The following is a 17871-nucleotide window of genomic DNA, read 5'->3' on the forward strand; positions in this document are numbered from 1 at the left end:
TTCATTACTTTCTTCTTGGAAAAATAAGATTACGAATTGTTTCTGAAATTCTCCAATCTCCACCTCGAATCTCCTGCAATTCTGCCTCTGTTACTTCTTTAAATTGTTCCAACTTTACTGTATTTTTCATAATGAAATCTCCTGTATTATTTTTTCTTGTAAGTTAACTTACACACCTATTATACAAAATGAAGACCATGTAAGAAAAAATTCTTCCCAACTGTACATTTTTGCACCTGAAACGCACTTTTTTAAGAAAAAAGCTGGGATTTACCCCAGCTTCGCATCTAAAATTGATCCCAGCAGGATTCGAACCTGCGACCGTTCGCTTAGAAGGCGAATGCTCTATCCAGCTGAGCTATGAGACCTAACATGACCATTCTATCAAAAAACAAGAGCTAAGTCAATCTTCTATTTGTGGTAAGGAGAACCCTGTTGAATTGTAAAGGCACGGTAAATTTGTTCAACTAAAACCAATCTCATTAACTGATGTGGTAATGTCAGACGTCCAAAACTGACAGAAAGATTGGCCCTATTTTTTACAACAGGAGCTAGACCCAAGCTTCCTCCAATGATAAAAGTAAGCGTTGAGTATCCTTTGATAGAAGCTTGCTCTAGTTGCTTACTAAATTCCTCTGAAGAGAGTGTTTTTCCTTCAATGGCTAGTACAACGACAAAGTCTCTTTCTCCAACCTTAGAAAGAATTCTTTCACCTTCTGTTTCCAAGATTTTTTGGTTTTCTAATTCACTGGCTTTGTCAGGTGTCTTCTCATCAGTGAGCTCAATCATTTCTAATTTGGCAAAACGTGAAATTCGTTTGGTATATTCAGCAATTCCATCTTTAAGGTATTTTTCTTTTAATTTTCCCACTGTTACAATTTTTATTTTCATTCTTCTATTCTATCATATCCACACTTCATTTCACATCTTATACACACAAAAATTATTCAAAATTACTAGTGAATTCACAGAATAAAACGAGTTATCCACAACTTGTGTAAAACTTTAAGCTTTTAAGCTTGGATTAAGTTAATAGGTTTATAATTTTGAGTAAATAAATAACAAACGGAGGCGTTTATGAAACACTTACAAAAATTTTACAAAAAAGGAGTTAAAGTTCTAGTAATCATTCTAATCGGATTTTTAAGTGGTGCCTTAGGAAGTTTCGTAACATTACAACTTTATCAAAAACAAGGAAATCAAGCTACAAATAATAATTCTGGCACTGTCACTCAAACATCCTATAAGAATGAAAATTCAACCACTCAAGCAGTAAATAAAGTTAAGGATGCTGTTGTCTCAATCATTACTTATTCTTCTTCTAGCAGTAGACAAAGTAGTGTATTTAATGCTGACGACACTAATTCTGATTCAGACAATCAACAAATCGCAAGTGAGGGATCAGGTGTCATCTATAAAAAGGATGATAAAGATGCCTATCTTGTAACCAATACTCACGTTATCAATGGAGCTTCAAAAGTTGATATCCGCTTGGCTGATGGTACCAAGGTTCCTGGTGAAATTGTCGGATCTGATACCTTCTCTGATATTGCTGTCGTTAAAATTTCTTCAGAAAAAGTTACAACAGTAGCAGAATTTGGGGATTCAAGTCAACTTAGTGTTGGAGAAACAGCGATTGCTATCGGTAGTCCTCTAGGTTCAGAATATGCTAACACAGTTACACAGGGGATTATTTCAAGTCTTAATCGAAATGTTTCTCTAAAATCTGAAGATGGTCAAGCTATTTCAACAAAAGCCATTCAAACAGATACAGCCATTAACCCTGGTAACTCTGGTGGTCCACTTGTAAACATTCAAGGACAAGTAATTGGTATTACATCAAGTAAAATTGCAAGTAATGGTGGAACATCTGTAGAAGGTCTTGGTTTTGCAATTCCTTCAAACGATGCACAAAATATCATTAAACAGCTTGAAAGTGATGGTAAAGTGACTCGTCCAGCTCTTGGAATTCAAATGGTCAATCTGTCAAATGTTGGAGCTAGTGATCTTAGAAAACTTAACATTCCAAGTGGCCTCACTTCAGGTGTAGTTGTTCGATCTGTTCAAAACAATATGCCAGCAAATGGACATCTTCAAAAATACGATGTCATTACCAAAGTTGACGATAAAGAGATTGCTTCATCAACAGACCTACAACACGCTCTTTACAATCATGCTATTGGAGATACTATCAAAGTAACCTACTACCGTAACGGTAAGGAGGAAACAACCTCAATTAAACTAGATAAGAATTCTGGTGATTTAGAGTCTTAATTGACATCAGTGTAAAGAAAACTTTACAGAAAGTAAAAGATATGTTAGTGTAGAATCATGGAAAAATTTGAAATGATTTCTATCTCTGAAATACAAAAGAATCCTTACCAACCTCGGAAAGAATTTGATGCAGATAAAATAAAGGAATTAGCTCAGTCAATCAAAGAAAATGGGCTCATCCAACCAATCATCGTTCGTCAATCTCCTGTAATTGGTTATGAAATCCTTGCAGGAGAGAGACGATATCGGGCTTCTCTCTTAGCTGGTCTGACCTCTATTCCAGCCGTTGTAAAGCACCTCTCAGATCAGGAAATGATGATCCAGTCTATCATTGAGAATTTGCAGAGAGAAAATTTAAATCCTGTTGAAGAAGCACGCGCCTACGAATCTTTAGTAGAAAAAGGATTTACTCACACTGAGATAGCGGATAAAATGGGGAAATCTCGTCCTTATATCACTAATTTTATTCGTTTACTTTCCCTACCAGAATATATCTTAGCTGAAGTAGAAAATGGAAAAATTTCTCAAGCGCATGCACGTTCACTAGTTGGTTTGGACAAAGAGCAGCAAGACTATTTCTTTCAACTAATCAAAAATGAAGATATTTCTGTGAGAAAGCTAGAAGCACTTCTTACAGAGAAAAAACGAAAGAAGCAAAAAAAAAGTGATTCTTTCATCAAAGACGAAGAAGATAAATTAAAAAAACTACTCGGTTTAAGTGTAGAAATTAAACTTTCAAAAAAAGATACTGGAAAGATTATTATCTCCTTTTCAAGTCAAGAAGAATACGATAGAATTATTAACAGCCTGAAATAAGGCTGTTCTTTTATTTTCTCAACCCACAAATTTATCCACCAATTTTTTTATCAAAAAGCCTATTAAATCAAGGATTTTTCCATTTATCCCCAACCTGTGGATAAATACTACTAACATTGTGGATTCTTTTCCCCAATCTGTGGAAAAATCCTATTATCTATGGTAAAATAAGTCTAGCACTAAACTACTAAAATCATAGTAAAGGAGGAAAATTAGTTGAAAGAAAAGCAATTTTGGAATCGTATTTTAGAATTTGCTCAAGAAAGATTGACTCGATCTATGTATGATTTCTATGCTACACCTGCTGAACTCATCAAAGTAGAAGAAAATACAGCTACTATATTTCTACCGAGATCAGAGATGGAAATGGTGTGGGAAAAGCAATTAAAAGATATTATCATTGCTGCTGGTTTTGAAATTTATGATTCTGAAATCAAACCTCACTATATTTTCACTAAACCTCAGAGTACAGAATCCCCTCAAGTAAATGATACGAATAGTATCTCTACTTACGATTACACACCTGCACTACCAACGATTCCCTATTCTGAAACAGGATTAAAAGAAAAATATACCTTTGATAACTTTATTCAAGGTGATGGGAATGTTTGGGCGGTATCTGCTGCACTAGCTGTATCTGAAGATTTAGCTCTGACCTATAATCCTCTTTTCATCTATGGAGGACCTGGTCTTGGAAAGACTCACTTGCTCAATGCGATTGGAAATGAGATTTTGAAAAATATTCCTGATGCGCGTGTCAAGTACATTCCTGCCGAAAGCTTTATCAATGACTTTCTTGAACACTTGCGACTTGGGGAAATGGAAAAGTTCAAAAAGACTTACCGTAGCCTTGATCTCTTATTGATTGATGATATCCAATCTCTCAGTGGCAAAAAAGTCGCGACCCAGGAAGAATTTTTCAATACCTTCAATGCTCTTCATGATAAGCAGAAACAGATTGTCCTAACCAGTGATCGAAGTCCTAAACACCTAGAAGGACTTGAAGAGAGACTTGTCACACGCTTTAGCTGGGGATTGACGCAAAATATCACTCCTCCTGACTTTGAGACACGTATCGCCATTCTTCAAAGTAAAACAGAGCACTTGGATTACCATTTCCAAAGTGATACTCTAGAATACTTGGCTGGCCAATTTGATTCAAATGTTCGAGAATTGGAAGGAGCAATCAACGATATCACTTTAATTGCCAGAGTGAAGAAGATTAAGGATATTACTATTGATATTGCTGCGGAAGCTATTAGAGCACGTAAGCAAGACGCCCGCCAGATACTTGTTATTCCAATTGAGAAAATCCAAACTGAAGTTGGTAATTTTTATGGAGTGAGTGTCAAAGAAATGAAGGGGACGAGACGAGTTCAGAACATCGTTTTGGCACGTCAGGTTGCTATGTACCTAGCTAGAGAACTGACAGATAACAGTCTTCCAAAAATCGGAAAAGAATTCGGAGGAAAAGATCACACCACCGTTATTCATGCCCATGCTAAAATCAAATCCTTGATTGACGAAGACGATAATTTACGCTTAGAAATCGAAGCAATCAAAAAGAAAATTAAGTAGCTTGTGGATAACTTTTCCTTTCTTATCTTTTTTATCCACATTTTTTAAACAAGCTTAGAAGCTTAAGTTTACTAAATAGCACTCAGTTTTCCACAGAATTCACAGACTCTATTATTACTATTAACTTTCTAATACTAAAAATAAATAAAGGAGAATCCATGATTCATTTTTCAATCAATAAAAATTTATTTCTACAAGCCTTAAATACTACAAAACGAGCAATTAGCTCAAAAAATGCTATTCCAATTTTATCAACAATCAAAATTGACGTTACCAATGAAGGAATTACTTTAATTGGATCAAATGGGCAAATTTCTATTGAGAATTTCATTTCTCAAAAGAATGAAGATGCTGGTCTCTTGATAACTTCTTTGGGTTCGATTCTTCTTGAAGCCTCTTTCTTTATCAATGTGGTATCCAGTCTTCCAGATGTAACGCTAGATTTCAAAGAGATTGAACAAAAACAAATTGTCTTAACAAGTGGTAAATCAGAAATTACTCTAAAAGGAAAAGATAGCGAACAATATCCTCGTATTCAAGAAATTTCAGCAAGTACTCCTTTGGTTCTTGAAACCAAACTACTCAAGAAAATTATCAATGAAACAGCTTTTGCTGCAAGTACACAAGAAAGTCGTCCAATCTTAACAGGTGTCCACTTCGTATTGAGCCAACACAAAGAACTAAAAACAGTTGCGACAGACTCACACCGTCTTAGCCAGAAGAAATTGACTCTTGAAAAAAATGGTGATGATTTCGATGTGGTGATTCCTAGCCGCTCTCTACGCGAATTTTCAGCGGTATTTACAGATGATATTGAAACTGTAGAGATTTTCTTTGCAAATAATCAAATCCTCTTTAGAAGCGAAAATATTAGCTTCTACACTCGTCTCCTAGAAGGTAATTATCCTGATACAGATCGCTTGATTCCAACAGACTTTAACACTACAATTACTTTTGATGTGGTTAATTTGCGTCAATCTATGGAGCGTGCACGTCTCTTATCAAGTGCGACTCAAAACGGTACTGTGAAGCTTGAAATTAAAGGTGGAGTTGTTAGCGCCCATGTTCACTCTCCAGAGGTTGGTAAAGTAAACGAAGAAATTGATACGGAGCAGGTGACCGGGGATGATTTAACTATTAGTTTTAACCCAACTTACTTGATTGATTCCCTCAAGGCTTTAAATAGCGAAAAGGTTACTATTAGCTTTATCTCATCAGTTCGTCCATTTACTCTTGTGCCAGCAGATACTGACGAAGACTTCATGCAGCTTATTACACCAGTTCGAACAAATTAAGTGAAAGAGGTTGAGCCTGGCTCGCCTCTTTTATGATATAATCAAAAAAGAAAAGGAGAGTAGTATGTATCAAGTTGGAAATTTTGTTGAGATGAAAAAACCACATGCTTGTACCATTAAATCAACTGGTAAAAAAGCCAATCGATGGGAAATTACACGTGTTGGGGCAGATATCAAAATAAAGTGTAGCAATTGTAACCACCTTGTTATGATGAGTCGCTATGATTTTGAACGAAAAATGAATAAGATTATTGACTAAGAACCCTTAGTTAGAGAGTTAGCAAGTTTTCCCTTTTTGTGTTATAATGTTAGGGATTGAAATGAGAACGGAGAATGAGAAAATATGGCTTTAACAGCAGGTATCGTTGGTTTGCCAAACGTTGGTAAATCAACCCTTTTTAATGCAATTACAAAAGCAGGAGCAGAGGCGGCAAACTACCCATTTGCGACTATCGATCCAAATGTTGGGATGGTAGAAGTTCCAGATGAACGCCTACAAAAACTAACGGAAATGATTACTCCTAAAAAGACAGTTCCCACAACATTTGAATTTACAGATATTGCAGGGATTGTAAAAGGAGCATCAAAAGGAGAAGGGCTAGGAAATAAATTCTTGGCTAACATCCGTGAAGTAGATGCGATTGTTCATGTTGTGCGTGCATTTGATGATGAAAATGTTATGCGTGAGCAAGGACGTGAAGACGCCTTTGTGGATCCACTTGCAGATATTGATACCATTAACTTGGAGTTGATTCTTGCTGACTTAGAATCAGTTAATAAACGCTACGCGCGTGTAGAAAAGATGGCACGTACGCAAAAAGATAAAGAATCAGTTGCAGAATTCAACGTTCTTCAAAAAATCAAACCTGTCCTTGAAGATGGAAAATCAGCACGTACTATTGAATTTACAGATGAAGAACAAAAGGTTGTCAAAGGTCTCTTCCTTTTGACCACTAAACCAGTTCTTTATGTTGCTAATGTGGATGAGGATGTAGTTTCAGATCCAGATTCTATCGAATATGTGAAGAAAATTCGTGAATTTGCAGCGACAGAAAATGCTGAAGTAGTCGTTATTTCCGCGCGTGCTGAGGAAGAAATTTCTGAGTTAGACGATGAGGATAAGCAAGAGTTTCTTGAAGCACTTGGCTTGACAGAATCAGGCGTTGACAAGTTGACTCGTGCAGCCTATCACTTGCTTGGGCTTGGAACTTACTTCACAGCTGGTGAAAAAGAAGTCCGTGCTTGGACCTTTAAGCGAGGGATGAAAGCTCCTCAAGCAGCTGGTATTATCCACTCAGACTTTGAAAAAGGGTTTATTCGTGCAGTAACAATGTCATATGAGGATCTAGTGAAATATGGATCTGAAAAGGCTGTAAAAGAAGCTGGGCGCTTGCGTGAAGAAGGAAAAGAATATATCGTTCAAGATGGCGATATCATGGAATTCCGCTTTAACGTTTAATAATATTTAATAAATAGTGTCAATTAGGTTGGAAAAAAATTCCAACCCTTTTGGCTTTTGAAAGGAAAAATAAATGACCAAATTACTTGTAGGATTGGGAAATCCAGGGGATAAATATTTTGAAACCAAGCACAACGTTGGATTTATGTTGATTGACCAACTAGCTAAAAAACAAAATGTCACCTTTACACATGACAAGATATTTCAAGCTGACCTAGCCTCTTTTTTCATCAATGGAGAAAAAATTTATCTCGTCAAACCAACAACATTTATGAATGAAAGTGGAAAAGCGGTTCATGCTTTATTGACTTACTATGGTTTGGATATTGAAGATTTACTCGTTATTTACGACGACCTTGACATGGAAGTCGGGAAAATTCGTTTAAGAGCAAAGGGATCAGCAGGTGGTCATAATGGTATCAAGTCTATTATTCAACATATAGGGACTCAGGTATTTAACCGTGTTAAAATAGGTATTGGAAGACCTAAAAAAGGCATGTCAGTTGTTCATCATGTTTTAAGTAAGTTTGATCAGGATGACTGTGTGGGTATTTTACAGTCTATTGACAAGGTTGACGATGCTGTAAACTACTATTTACAAGAGAAAAACTTTGAGAAAACAATGCAGAGGTATAACGGCTAAATGGTGACTTTATTAGATTTATTCTCAGAAAATGACCAGATAAAAAAATGGCATCAAAATCTGATAGATAAGAAAAGACAACTAATACTTGGTTTATCAACTTCTACCAAGGCTCTTGCAATTGCAAGCAGTCTAGAAAAAGAAAATAAGATTGTGTTACTGACTTCAACTTATGGAGAAGCAGAACGAATTATCAGTGATCTTCTTTCTCTCTTAGGAGAGGAACTTGTCTATCCATTTTTGGTTGATGACTCTCCTATGGTAGAGTTTTTGATGTCTTCGCAAGAAAAAATCATTTCGCGGGTTGAGGCCTTGCGTTTTTTGAGTGATCCGTCTAAGAAAGGGATTTTAGTTTGTAATATCGCAGCGAGTCGGTTAATTTTACCCTCTCCGACTAGATTTAAAGAAAGTACTATAAAAATTGCAGTTGGCGAAGAATATGACCAACACGAGCTACTTCACCGGTTAAAGGAAATTGGATATCGAAAAGTTACTCAAGTACAGACACAAGGTGAGTTTAGTATTCGAGGAGACATTTTAGATATTTTTGAGATGTCTCAGTTAGAACCTTTCCGAATCGAGTTTTTTGGCGATGAAGTAGATGGTATTCGTACTTTTGAAGTCGAAACACAATTATCGAAAGAAAATCAGACAAACCTCACTATCTTTCCAGCTAGCGACATACTTTTGAGAGAAAAAGATTATCAACGAGGACAGTCAGCTTTAGAAAAGCAAATTTCAAAGACTCTATCATCAATTTTAAAATCATATTTGGAAGAGATTTTGTCAAGTTTTCATCAAAAACAAGTACATTCAGATAGTCGAAAGTTTTTGTCCTTATGTTACGATAAAACATGGACTGTATTTGATTATATTGAAAAAGATACACCAGTATTCTTTGATGACTATCAAAAATTGATGAATCAGTATGAATCCTTTGAAAGAGAATTAGCACAATACTTTACAGAAGATTTACAGAATGGTAAATCATTTTCTGGGATGCAGTATTTTGCAGATACAGAGCAAACCTATAAAAAACAAAGTCCAGTTACCTTTTTCTCCAATCTGCAAAAGGGCTTAGGAAATCTTAAGTTTGATCACATTTATCAATTTAATCAATACCCCATGCAAGAGTTTTTCAATCAGTTTTCTTTTCTTAAAGAAGAAATTGAGCGATACAAAAAAATGGACTACACCATTGTTTTGCAGTCTAGCAATTCAATGGGCAGTAAAACATTGGAAGATGTTTTAGAGGAATACCAGATCAAATTGGATTCCAAAGATAAGTCAAGTATCTGTAAAGAATCTGTAAACTTGATTGAGGGTAATCTAAGACATGGTTTTCATTTTGTAGATGAAAAAATTCTCTTGATTACTGAACATGAGATTTTTCAAAAGAAATTAAAACGTCGGTTTAGAAGACAACATGCTTCAAATGCAGAGCGATTAAAAGATTATAATGAACTTGAAAAAGGGGACTACGTTGTTCACCATATCCATGGAATTGGTCAATATCTAGGAATCGAAACAATTGAAATCCAAGGTATTCACCGTGATTATGTCAGTGTACAGTATCAAAATGGTGACCAAATCTCCATCCCAGTAGAGCAGATTCAGTTACTGTCCAAATATGTTTCAAGTGATGGGAAAGCGCCAAAACTTAATAAATTAAATGATGGTCATTTCAAAAAGGCCAAGCAAAAAGTTAAGAACCAAGTAGAGGATATAGCTGACGATTTAATCAAGCTTTATTCTGAGCGTAGTCAGTTGAAGGGGTTTGCTTTCTCAGCTGATGATGATGAACAACATGCTTTTGATGATGCTTTCCCTTATGTTGAAACGGATGATCAACTTCGCAGTATTGAGGAAATCAAGAGAGATATGCAGGATTCTCACCCCATGGATCGACTTTTGGTTGGAGATGTTGGTTTTGGGAAGACTGAGGTTGCAATGCGTGCTGCTTTTAAGGCAGTCAATGATCACAAACAGGTGGTCGTTCTAGTTCCAACGACGGTTTTAGCGCAACAGCACTATACGAATTTTAAGGAACGATTCCAAAATTTTGCTGTTAATATTGATGTGTTTAGTCGCTTTAGAAGTAAAAAAGAGCAGGCAGAAACACTTGAAAAACTAAAGAATGGTCAAGTCGATATTTTGATTGGAACGCATCGTGTTTTGTCAAAAGATGTTGTGTTTTCAGATTTGGGATTGATGATTATTGATGAGGAACAACGATTTGGTGTCAAGCATAAGGAAACTTTGAAAGAACTGAAAAAACAAGTAGATGTTCTAACCTTGACAGCAACGCCAATCCCTCGTACTCTCCACATGTCTATGCTGGGAATCCGAGATTTGTCTGTTATTGAAACTCCTCCAACCAATCGCTATCCTGTTCAAACCTATGTATTAGAGAAGAATGATAGTGTCATTCGTGATGCTGTCTTGCGTGAAATGGAGCGTGGAGGTCAAGTTTACTATCTTTACAACAAAGTTGACACGATTGACCAGAAGGTTTCAGAATTACAGGAGTTGATTCCAGAGGCTTCGATTGGGTATGTTCATGGACAAATGAGTGAAATTCAGTTAGAAAACACTCTATTGGATTTTATTGAAGGCCAATATGATATTTTGGTGACAACTACCATTATTGAAACAGGCGTTGACATTCCAAACGCCAATACCTTATTTATTGAAAATGCAGACCATATGGGCTTGTCAACCTTGTATCAATTAAGAGGAAGAGTCGGTCGTAGCAATCGTATTGCTTATGCCTATCTCATGTATCGTCCAGAAAAATCAATCAGTGAAGTCTCTGAAAAGAGATTAGAAGCGATTAAGGGATTTACAGAATTAGGCTCAGGATTTAAGATTGCGATGCGAGATCTTTCAATTCGTGGAGCAGGAAATCTCCTAGGAAAATCGCAGTCTGGTTTCATTGATTCTGTTGGTTTTGAATTGTATTCACAGTTATTAGAGGAAGCTATTGCTAAACGGAACGGTAATGGGAATAAAAGAATCAAAGGAAATGCTGAGTTGATTTTACAAATTGATGCTTATCTTCCTGATACTTATATTTCTGACCAACGACATAAGATTGAAATTTACAAGAAAATTCGTCAAATTGACAATCGTGTCAACTATGAAGAACTACAAGAAGAATTGATGGACCGCTTTGGAGAATACCCAGACGTAGTGGCCTATCTTTTAGAGATTGGTTTGGTCAAGTCATATTTGGACAAGGTCTTTGTAGAACGTGTGGAAAGAAAAGATAACAAGATTACAGTTCAATTTGAAAAAGTCACTCAACGACTATTCTTGGCTCAAGATTATTTTAAAGCCTTATCCGCAACGAACTTAAAAGCAGCCATAGCTGAGAATAAGGGATTAATGGAAGTTGTATTCGATGTCCGAAACAAGAAGGATTATGAAATTTTAGAAGGTTTGCTGATTTTTGGAGAAAGTTTATTAGAGATAAAAGAATCAAAGGAAGCAAATCCCATTTAACATTTTTCTTCTATAAAAAGGATAAAAATGGTACAATAATAATTTGAGGTAATAAAAATGAGATTAGACAAGTATTTAAAAGTATCACGAATTATTAAGCGCCGCACAGTCGCAAAAGAAGTAGCAGATAAAGGTAGAATCAAGGTGAACGGAATCTTGGCCAAAAGTTCAACGGATTTGAAAGTTGATGACCAAGTTGAAATTCGCTTTGGAAATAAGTTGTTGCTTGTTAAAGTACTAGAGATGAAAGATAGTACAAAAAAAGAAGATGCAGCAGGCATGTATGAAATTCTCAGTGAAACACGGGTAGAAGAAAATGTCTAAAAATATTGTACAGATGAATAATTCTTTTATTCAAAATGAACATCAACGTCGTCGTTACCTGATGAAGGAGAGACAAAAGAGGAATCGTTTTATGGGTTGGGTCCTTATTTTGATGATCTTGTTGTTTATTTTACCAACTTATAACTTGGCTCAAAGCTATGATCAGTTACTGCAACGCCGTCAGCAATTGACAGAGTTGAAAGAGCAGTACCAAACTCTTAGTGACGAAAAGGATAAGGAATCTGCTTTTGCTGCAAAGTTGAAAGATGAAGACTATGTAGCAAAATATGCACGCGCCAAGTACTATTACTCAAAGAAACGAGAAGCAATTTACACAATTCCTGATTTGCTTCCGAGGTAATGTCATGGAAAATTTATTGGAAGTTGTTGAGCAATTTCTAAGTTTATCAGATGAAAAATTAGAGGAATTGGCAACTAAAAACCATTTATTACGATTACAAGAAGAAAGGGAAGAGAAGAATGCGTAAGTTCTTAGTAGTTTTATTGCTACCTGCTTTTATCATAACCTCAAGAGTAGTTAGCACAGAAAAACAGCTTCCTTACTCTTCACAAGAAATTTATTATCTAACCGAGTCTGATTATGGATTCTACTATAAAGAAACTCTGGAATCCCCAATGGTATATGGAGAAACAGCTGTCTATGCTAATGAGGATATTGTCAAGGAGTCTGGTAAATTGACTCCTGGAACCACCTTTAAAATAGTAGAATGGCGTTTGAATAGACAAGGTGTTCCTGTTTTTAAATTAGATAATCACCAGTTTATCCTTGCAGATAAGCGCTTGGTCTATGATCAAAGTCAAGTTCAAACTCAAAATAGACAAGTATGGTTGGAGCCGGGGTTTGTTATCTATAACAGCCCCTATGATGCGAAAGAAATTTCTTCATCTCTCTCTCCCTATCAACTTGTAACGGTGGATAGAACTCTCTTTGCTGAGGGACAAGAATTTCTTCATATTGATCAAGTTGGGTGGGTATCAAAAGAGTTCGTCTCAGAAGAAGACAATCGCATCCAGAAGGTTCAAGAAATTTTATCAAACAACTATCAGAATGAAAATTATTCTATTTATGTTAAACAACTGAGTACAGGTAAAGAGGCTGGGGTGAATGAAGACAGCAAACTCTATGCAGCTAGCATCTTGAAACTAGCCTACCTTTATTACGCTCAAGATAAGATAAATCAAGGGGAATATACGCTAGACAGTAGCTTCAAGTATGTCCCGGAAGTAAATAGTTTCCCTGGGTCCTATAAACCAGAAGGTAGTGGTAGCTTACCTAAAAAAGAAGATAACAAAGAATACAGTCTTCAACAGTTAATTACCAAGGTAACAAAAGAGTCTGACAATGTTGCTCATAATATTTTAGGTTATTACGTGACCAATCAATCTGACGGAGCTTTCAAAGAAAAAATGTCCACCATTATGGGCGAAGATTGGGATGTGAATGATAAACTGACTTCTTCAAAAATGGCTGGAAAAGTCATGGAAGCTATTTATAATCAGAATGGTTTTGTCTTAGAGTCTCTAGGTAAGACTGATTTTGACAACCAACGAATCGCAAAAGGTGTTTCGGTTAAGGTAGCTCATAAAATTGGAGATGCCGACGAGTTTAAACATGACACTGCCATTGTTTATACGGATTCTCCTTTCGTTCTTTCCATTTTCACCAAAAATTCTGATTATGATACTATTGCTAAGATAGCTAAGGATGTCTATGAGGTTCTAAAATGAGGGACCAGGATTTTTTAAATCATTTTCTCCAAAAAGAGTATTTCAAAAAACATTCGAAAGTCGTGTTAGCTTTGTCTGGCGGACTGGATTCAATGTTTTTATTCCAGCTATTGTCTACTTATCAAAATGAGTTAGAAATTGAGTTGATTGTAGCACATGTCAATCACAAGCAGAGAAGGGAATCTGATTGGGAGGAAAATGAACTAAGGAAGTTAGCTGATGCAGCTGAACTTCCTATTTATATCACAAGCTTTTCAGGAGACTTTTCAGAAGCACGTGCTCGAGAGTTTCGTTATGATTTTTTTAGGAAAATCATGAAAGAGGTTGGAGCAACTGCCTTGGTAACTGCCCACCATGCAGATGATCAAGTTGAAACGATTTTGATGCGCTTGATTCGAGGAAGTCGGTTACGCCATTTAACAGGGATAAAAGAAAGTCAAGTAGTTGATGATATTGAAATCATCCGTCCCTTGTTGCAATTTCATAAAAAGAATTTTCCACCAATTTTTCATTTCGAAGATCAAACAAATCAGGAAAATACCTATTTTCGCAATCGCATTCGGAATAGGTATATACCAGAGCTTGAAAAAGAAAATCCTCGTCTTAAATCCGCCCTTTTAGATTTAGGAAGGGAAATTTCAGATTACCAAGCAACAATAACGGAGCTTTCGAAACAAATTGATGTGGAAGATTTGAATGAGCTATTTTCATACTCTCAACAAACTCAAGGAATATTGCTCCAGAACTATCTTAATCAATTCCCAGACTTAAATCTGACGAAGGCTCAGTTTGATGAAGTTCGACAGATTTTAGCAACTAAAAGCCAGTATCGTCATTCTCTTAAAAATGGCTATGAATTGATAAAAGAGTATCAGAATTTTCGAGTTTGCAAAATCAGTCCACAGGCTGATGAAAAGGAAGATGAACTTGTGTTACACTATCAAAATCAAGTTCGATATATGGGCTATTTATTTTCCTTTGGCATTCCTATTGAAGGGGATTTTGTTCAAAAAGTAACGGTTTCACGGGAAACATCTGTACATATTAGATGTCGAAAACCTGGCGACGTTATTATCCTAAATGGTCATCGAAAGAAACTGAGACGCTTATTTATAGATTTGAAAATCCCTATTGAAAAACGAAAAACAACCCCTATTATTGAGCAATTTGGAGAAATTGTCTCAATTTCAGGAATTGCGACCAGTGATTTGAGTAAAAACACGAAAAATGATATAATGAACACTGTACTTTATATAGAAAAAATAGATGGGTAAAAAGATGTTAGAACACGATATAAAAAAAATCCTCGTTTCACATGATGAAATTACAGAAGCAGCTAAAAAGCTAGGTGCGCAACTAACAAAAGAATATGAGGGGAAAAATCCAATTCTTATTGGAATTCTGAAAGGATCAATTCCTTTTATGGCTGAATTGGTCAAACATATTGATACGCATATCGAGATGGACTTCATGATGGTATCTAGTTACCATGGTGGAACAGCAAGTAGTGGTGTCATCAATATCAAGCAAGACGTGACTCAAGATATCAAAGGAAGACATGTTTTATTTGTAGAGGATATCATTGATACAGGTCAAACTTTGAAGAGTTTGAGAGATATGTTTATTGCAAGAGAAGCAGCTTCTGTTAAAATCGCGACTTTATTGGACAAACCAGAGGGACGTGTTGTTGAAATTGAAGCGGATTATACTTGTTTTACTATTCCAAATGAGTTTGTAGTAGGTTATGGTTTGGACTATAAAGAAAATTATCGTAACCTTCCTTATGTCGGAGTATTGAAAGAAGAAGTTTATTCAAATTAGAAAGATTTATCTTTAATGAAAAAACAAAATAATGGTTTAGTTAGAAATCCATTTCTATACTTGTTAATTATCTTCTTCCTAGTGACAGGATTCCAGTATTTTTACTCTGGAAATACTGCTGGACGAAGCGAAAAAATTAACTATACAGAACTGGTAAAAGAAATTACTGCAGACAATGTAAAAGAATTAACCTATCAGCCAAATGGTAGCATCATTGAAGTGTCTGGTGTTTATAAAAATCCTAAGACTAGTAAAGAAGAAACAGGAATTCAATTTTTCACTCCTACAGCTACAACAGTAGAAAGATTCTCAAGTACTATTCTTCCGTCTGATTCAACAGTTTCAGAATTGCAAAAACTTGCTTCTGAACATCAGGCAGAAGTAACAGTCAAACATGAGAGTTCAAGCGGTATGTGGATCAATATCCTTGTCTCTGTTGTGCCATTTGCTATTCTTTTCTTCTTCCTATTCTCTATGATGGGAAATATGGGAGGGAATAGTGGCCGAAATCCAATGAGTTTTGGACGTAGCAAGGCCAAAGCTGCAAACAAAGAAGATATCAAGGTACGATTCTCAGATGTTGCTGGTGCCGAGGAAGAAAAACAAGAATTAGTAGAAGTTGTTGAATTCCTAAAAGATCCAAAACGATTTACCAAACTTGGTGCGCGTATTCCTGCAGGTGTTCTTTTAGAGGGACCTCCGGGAACAGGTAAGACCTTACTTGCTAAGGCGGTTGCCGGAGAAGCAGGCGTTCCATTCTTTAGTATTTCAGGTTCTGATTTTGTAGAAATGTTTGTCGGAGTTGGTGCAAGTCGCGTTCGTTCTCTTTTTGAGGATGCAAAAAAAGCAGCGCCGGCCATCATCTTTATCGATGAAATTGATGCTGTTGGTCGCCAACGTGGTGTCGGCCTTGGTGGAGGAAATGATGAACGTGAACAAACCTTGAACCAACTCTTGATTGAGATGGATGGTTTTGAGGGAAATGAAGGGATCATTGTTATCGCTGCGACGAACCGTTCAGATGTTCTAGATCCAGCTCTTCTCCGTCCAGGACGTTTTGATAGAAAAGTCTTAGTTGGTCGCCCTGATGTTAAAGGTCGTGAAGCAATCTTGAAAGTTCACGCTAAAAATAAACCTCTGGCAGACGATGTTGATTTGAAACTAGTTGCCCAACAAACACCAGGTTTTGTGGGAGCCGACTTAGAAAATGTTCTAAACGAAGCAGCCTTAGTTGCTGCTCGTCGCAACAAATCAATCATTGATGCTTCAGATATTGATGAGGCAGAGGACAGAGTGATTGCTGGACCATCTAAGAAAGATAAAACAGTATCACAAAGAGAACGTGAATTAGTTGCTTATCACGAGGCTGGACATACCATTGTTGGTTTAGTACTGTCAAATGCCCGTGTTGTTCATAAAGTTACCATTGTACCACGTGGACGTGCAGGTGGTTACATGATTGCACTTCCTAAAGAGGATCAAATGCTTCTATCTAAAGAAGACATGAAAGAGCAATTGGCAGGTTTGATGGGTGGTCGTGTAGCTGAAGAGATTATCTTTAATGTCCAAACGACAGGAGCTTCAAATGACTTTGAACAAGCCACACAGATGGCGCGTGCAATGGTCACTGAATACGGTATGAGTGAAAAACTTGGCCCAGTTCAATACGAAGGTAATCATGCTATGTTTGGTGCACAAAGTCCTCAAAAATCAATTTCAGAGCAAACAGCCTATGAGATAGATGAGGAAGTTCGTTCATTATTAAATGAGGCACGAAACAAAGCTGCTGAAATTATCCAATCAAATCGTGAAACCCACAAACTGATTGCAGAAGCATTGTTGAAATACGAAACATTGGATAGTACTCAAATTAAATCTCTTTACGAAACAGGTAAAATGCCTGAGACAGTAGAAGAGGAATCTCATGCACTATCTTATGATGAAGTAAAATCAAAAATGAGTGAAGAAAAATAAATTTAGAGAGGTTCAACCTCTCTTTTTATGTTCTAATGTGATGGCTACCGAGCGGATGCATTGATAGTTGACCCTCCTCGTACAGGCTTAGATGATAAGCTGTTGGAAACCATTCTGACCTATGTCCCAGAAAAAATGGTCTATGTATCCTGCAATGTTTCGACCTTGGCGCGAGATTTGGTTAAACTAGTAAAAGTCTATGACCTCCAGTATATCCAGTCGGTCGATATGTTTCCCCACACTGCACGAACAGAAGCAGTAGTCAAGTTAGTGAAGAAAAGAAAAAATTAAATTCACTAAAAAAAGTCCTTGACAAAGGTAAAAAAGTAGGTATAATAGAAAGAGTTGAAAAGCTCAAGGTCCGTTGGTCAAGGGGTTAAGACACCGCCTTTTCACGGCGGTAACACGGGTTCGAATCCCGTACGGACTATGGT

The 17871-nt window shown here is 36.5% G+C and carries 17 protein-coding genes, 2 tRNA genes and 1 pseudogene; 17 read left to right on the top strand and 3 right to left on the bottom strand.

Going from position 1 to position 17871, the window contains the following annotated elements; genetic code table 11:
• Window positions 1-4: 4 nt before the first annotated feature.
• The 3 genes from comC to rlmH all read right to left on the bottom strand — a co-directional run bounded on the left by comC (window position 5) and on the right by rlmH (window position 891).
• Window positions 5-130: a competence-stimulating peptide ComC gene (gene comC, locus M1G01_RS07230; protein ID WP_000799678.1), complete on the bottom strand. Its 126-nt coding sequence runs from the start codon at window positions 128-130 to the stop codon at window positions 5-7.
• Window positions 131-294: 164 nt separating this feature from the next.
• Window positions 295-368: transfer RNA gene (locus tag M1G01_RS07235), tRNA-Arg, on the bottom strand.
• A gap of 43 nt (window positions 369-411) precedes the next feature.
• Window positions 412-891, bottom strand: coding sequence for a 23S rRNA (pseudouridine(1915)-N(3))-methyltransferase RlmH (gene rlmH / locus M1G01_RS07240; protein ID WP_000694219.1), 480 nt, complete (start codon window positions 889-891; stop codon window positions 412-414).
• Between the two features lie 186 nt (window positions 892-1077).
• On the opposite strand from rlmH, the gene htrA reads away from it, so the two are divergent.
• The 17 genes and pseudogenes from htrA to M1G01_RS07320 all read left to right on the top strand — a co-directional run bounded on the left by htrA (window position 1078) and on the right by M1G01_RS07320 (window position 17867).
• Window positions 1078-2274: a serine protease HtrA gene (htrA, locus tag M1G01_RS07245; protein ID WP_247931492.1), complete on the top strand. Its 1197-nt coding sequence runs from the start codon at window positions 1078-1080 to the stop codon at window positions 2272-2274.
• 57 nt (window positions 2275-2331) lie between these two features.
• Entirely contained in the window at window positions 2332-3090 is a 759-nt protein-coding gene (locus M1G01_RS07250; RefSeq protein WP_247931493.1) for a ParB/RepB/Spo0J family partition protein, read from the top strand.
• A 216-nt stretch (window positions 3091-3306) separates the two neighbouring features.
• Window positions 3307-4668, top strand: coding sequence for a chromosomal replication initiator protein DnaA (dnaA, locus tag M1G01_RS07255; protein ID WP_000660623.1), 1362 nt, complete (start codon window positions 3307-3309; stop codon window positions 4666-4668).
• Between the two features lie 158 nt (window positions 4669-4826).
• Entirely contained in the window at window positions 4827-5963 is a 1137-nt protein-coding gene (dnaN, locus tag M1G01_RS07260; protein WP_049478004.1) for a DNA polymerase III subunit beta, read from the top strand.
• A gap of 64 nt (window positions 5964-6027) precedes the next feature.
• Entirely contained in the window at window positions 6028-6222 is a 195-nt protein-coding gene (locus M1G01_RS07265) for a DUF951 domain-containing protein (RefSeq protein WP_000285192.1), read from the top strand.
• A gap of 84 nt (window positions 6223-6306) precedes the next feature.
• Window positions 6307-7422 carry a redox-regulated ATPase YchF gene (gene ychF / locus M1G01_RS07270; RefSeq protein ID WP_084944228.1) on the top strand — a complete coding sequence of 372 codons (1116 nt, stop codon included), beginning with the start codon at window positions 6307-6309 and terminating at the stop codon, window positions 7420-7422.
• A gap of 73 nt (window positions 7423-7495) precedes the next feature.
• Window positions 7496-8065, top strand: a complete 570-nt coding sequence (gene pth, locus M1G01_RS07275) for an aminoacyl-tRNA hydrolase (protein ID WP_223324864.1) — start codon at window positions 7496-7498, stop codon at window positions 8063-8065.
• Entirely contained in the window at window positions 8066-11569 is a 3504-nt protein-coding gene (mfd, locus tag M1G01_RS07280) for a transcription-repair coupling factor (protein WP_247931494.1), read from the top strand.
• Window positions 11570-11626: 57 nt separating this feature from the next.
• Complete coding sequence (locus tag M1G01_RS07285) at window positions 11627-11893, top strand: RNA-binding S4 domain-containing protein (protein WP_001234975.1); 267 nt, start codon at window positions 11627-11629, stop codon at window positions 11891-11893.
• Entirely contained in the window at window positions 11886-12254 is a 369-nt protein-coding gene (locus M1G01_RS07290) for a septum formation initiator family protein (RefSeq protein WP_000041922.1), read from the top strand. Before M1G01_RS07285 ends, M1G01_RS07290 begins: the two co-directional genes overlap by 8 nt.
• A 4-nt stretch (window positions 12255-12258) precedes the next feature.
• Window positions 12259-12381 (top strand): SP_0009 family protein, encoded by a 123-nt coding sequence (locus tag M1G01_RS09645; protein WP_000429344.1) that lies wholly within the window; start codon window positions 12259-12261, stop codon window positions 12379-12381.
• The gene (locus M1G01_RS07295; RefSeq protein ID WP_247931495.1) at window positions 12374-13642 is read left to right on the top strand and encodes a serine hydrolase; all 1269 of its coding nucleotides are present in this window, start codon (window positions 12374-12376) and stop codon (window positions 13640-13642) included. The genes M1G01_RS09645 and M1G01_RS07295 overlap by 8 nt, the downstream gene beginning before the upstream one ends.
• Complete coding sequence (gene tilS, locus M1G01_RS07300) at window positions 13639-14916, top strand: tRNA lysidine(34) synthetase TilS (protein WP_247931496.1); 1278 nt, start codon at window positions 13639-13641, stop codon at window positions 14914-14916. Before M1G01_RS07295 ends, tilS begins: the two co-directional genes overlap by 4 nt.
• Window positions 14917-14920: 4 nt before the next feature.
• Window positions 14921-15463: a hypoxanthine phosphoribosyltransferase gene (gene hpt / locus M1G01_RS07305; protein WP_000889404.1), complete on the top strand. Its 543-nt coding sequence runs from the start codon at window positions 14921-14923 to the stop codon at window positions 15461-15463.
• A 15-nt stretch (window positions 15464-15478) separates the two neighbouring features.
• Window positions 15479-17437 (top strand): ATP-dependent zinc metalloprotease FtsH, encoded by a 1959-nt coding sequence (gene ftsH / locus M1G01_RS07310; RefSeq protein ID WP_000744587.1) that lies wholly within the window; start codon window positions 15479-15481, stop codon window positions 17435-17437.
• A gap of 39 nt (window positions 17438-17476) precedes the next feature.
• Window positions 17477-17728: pseudogene (locus M1G01_RS07315) on the top strand (23S rRNA (uracil(1939)-C(5))-methyltransferase RlmD); the annotation flags it as partial.
• Between the two features lie 67 nt (window positions 17729-17795).
• Window positions 17796-17867, top strand: a tRNA-Glu gene (locus tag M1G01_RS07320).
• The last annotated feature ends 4 nt before the right edge of the window (window positions 17868-17871 follow it).

This window comes from Streptococcus oralis (genome assembly GCF_023110055.1).
Classification (GTDB): Bacteria; Bacillota; Bacilli; order Lactobacillales; family Streptococcaceae; genus Streptococcus; species Streptococcus oralis_BY.

Excerpts from the sequence above, each read along its gene's own strand:
- htrA (WP_247931492.1), top strand. The coding sequence starts at position 1,078 with ATGAAACACTTACAAAAATTTTACAAAAAAGGAGTTAAAGTTCTAGTA.
- M1G01_RS07290 (WP_000041922.1), top strand. The coding sequence starts at position 11,886 with ATGTCTAAAAATATTGTACAGATGAATAATTCTTTTATTCAAAATGAA.
- pth (WP_223324864.1), top strand. The coding sequence starts at position 7,496 with ATGACCAAATTACTTGTAGGATTGGGAAATCCAGGGGATAAATATTTT.
- M1G01_RS07265 (WP_000285192.1), top strand. The coding sequence starts at position 6,028 with ATGTATCAAGTTGGAAATTTTGTTGAGATGAAAAAACCACATGCTTGT.
- rlmH (WP_000694219.1), bottom strand. The coding sequence starts at position 891 with ATGAAAATAAAAATTGTAACAGTGGGAAAATTAAAAGAAAAATACCTT.
- M1G01_RS09645 (WP_000429344.1), top strand. The coding sequence starts at position 12,259 with ATGGAAAATTTATTGGAAGTTGTTGAGCAATTTCTAAGTTTATCAGAT.
- comC (WP_000799678.1), bottom strand. The coding sequence starts at position 130 with ATGAAAAATACAGTAAAGTTGGAACAATTTAAAGAAGTAACAGAGGCA.
- tilS (WP_247931496.1), top strand. The coding sequence starts at position 13,639 with ATGAGGGACCAGGATTTTTTAAATCATTTTCTCCAAAAAGAGTATTTC.
- mfd (WP_247931494.1), top strand. The coding sequence starts at position 8,066 with ATGGTGACTTTATTAGATTTATTCTCAGAAAATGACCAGATAAAAAAA.
- M1G01_RS07285 (WP_001234975.1), top strand. The coding sequence starts at position 11,627 with ATGAGATTAGACAAGTATTTAAAAGTATCACGAATTATTAAGCGCCGC.
- M1G01_RS07295 (WP_247931495.1), top strand. The coding sequence starts at position 12,374 with ATGCGTAAGTTCTTAGTAGTTTTATTGCTACCTGCTTTTATCATAACC.
- ychF (WP_084944228.1), top strand. The coding sequence starts at position 6,307 with ATGGCTTTAACAGCAGGTATCGTTGGTTTGCCAAACGTTGGTAAATCA.
- ftsH (WP_000744587.1), top strand. The coding sequence starts at position 15,479 with ATGAAAAAACAAAATAATGGTTTAGTTAGAAATCCATTTCTATACTTG.
- dnaN (WP_049478004.1), top strand. The coding sequence starts at position 4,827 with ATGATTCATTTTTCAATCAATAAAAATTTATTTCTACAAGCCTTAAAT.
- hpt (WP_000889404.1), top strand. The coding sequence starts at position 14,921 with ATGTTAGAACACGATATAAAAAAAATCCTCGTTTCACATGATGAAATT.
- M1G01_RS07250 (WP_247931493.1), top strand. The coding sequence starts at position 2,332 with ATGGAAAAATTTGAAATGATTTCTATCTCTGAAATACAAAAGAATCCT.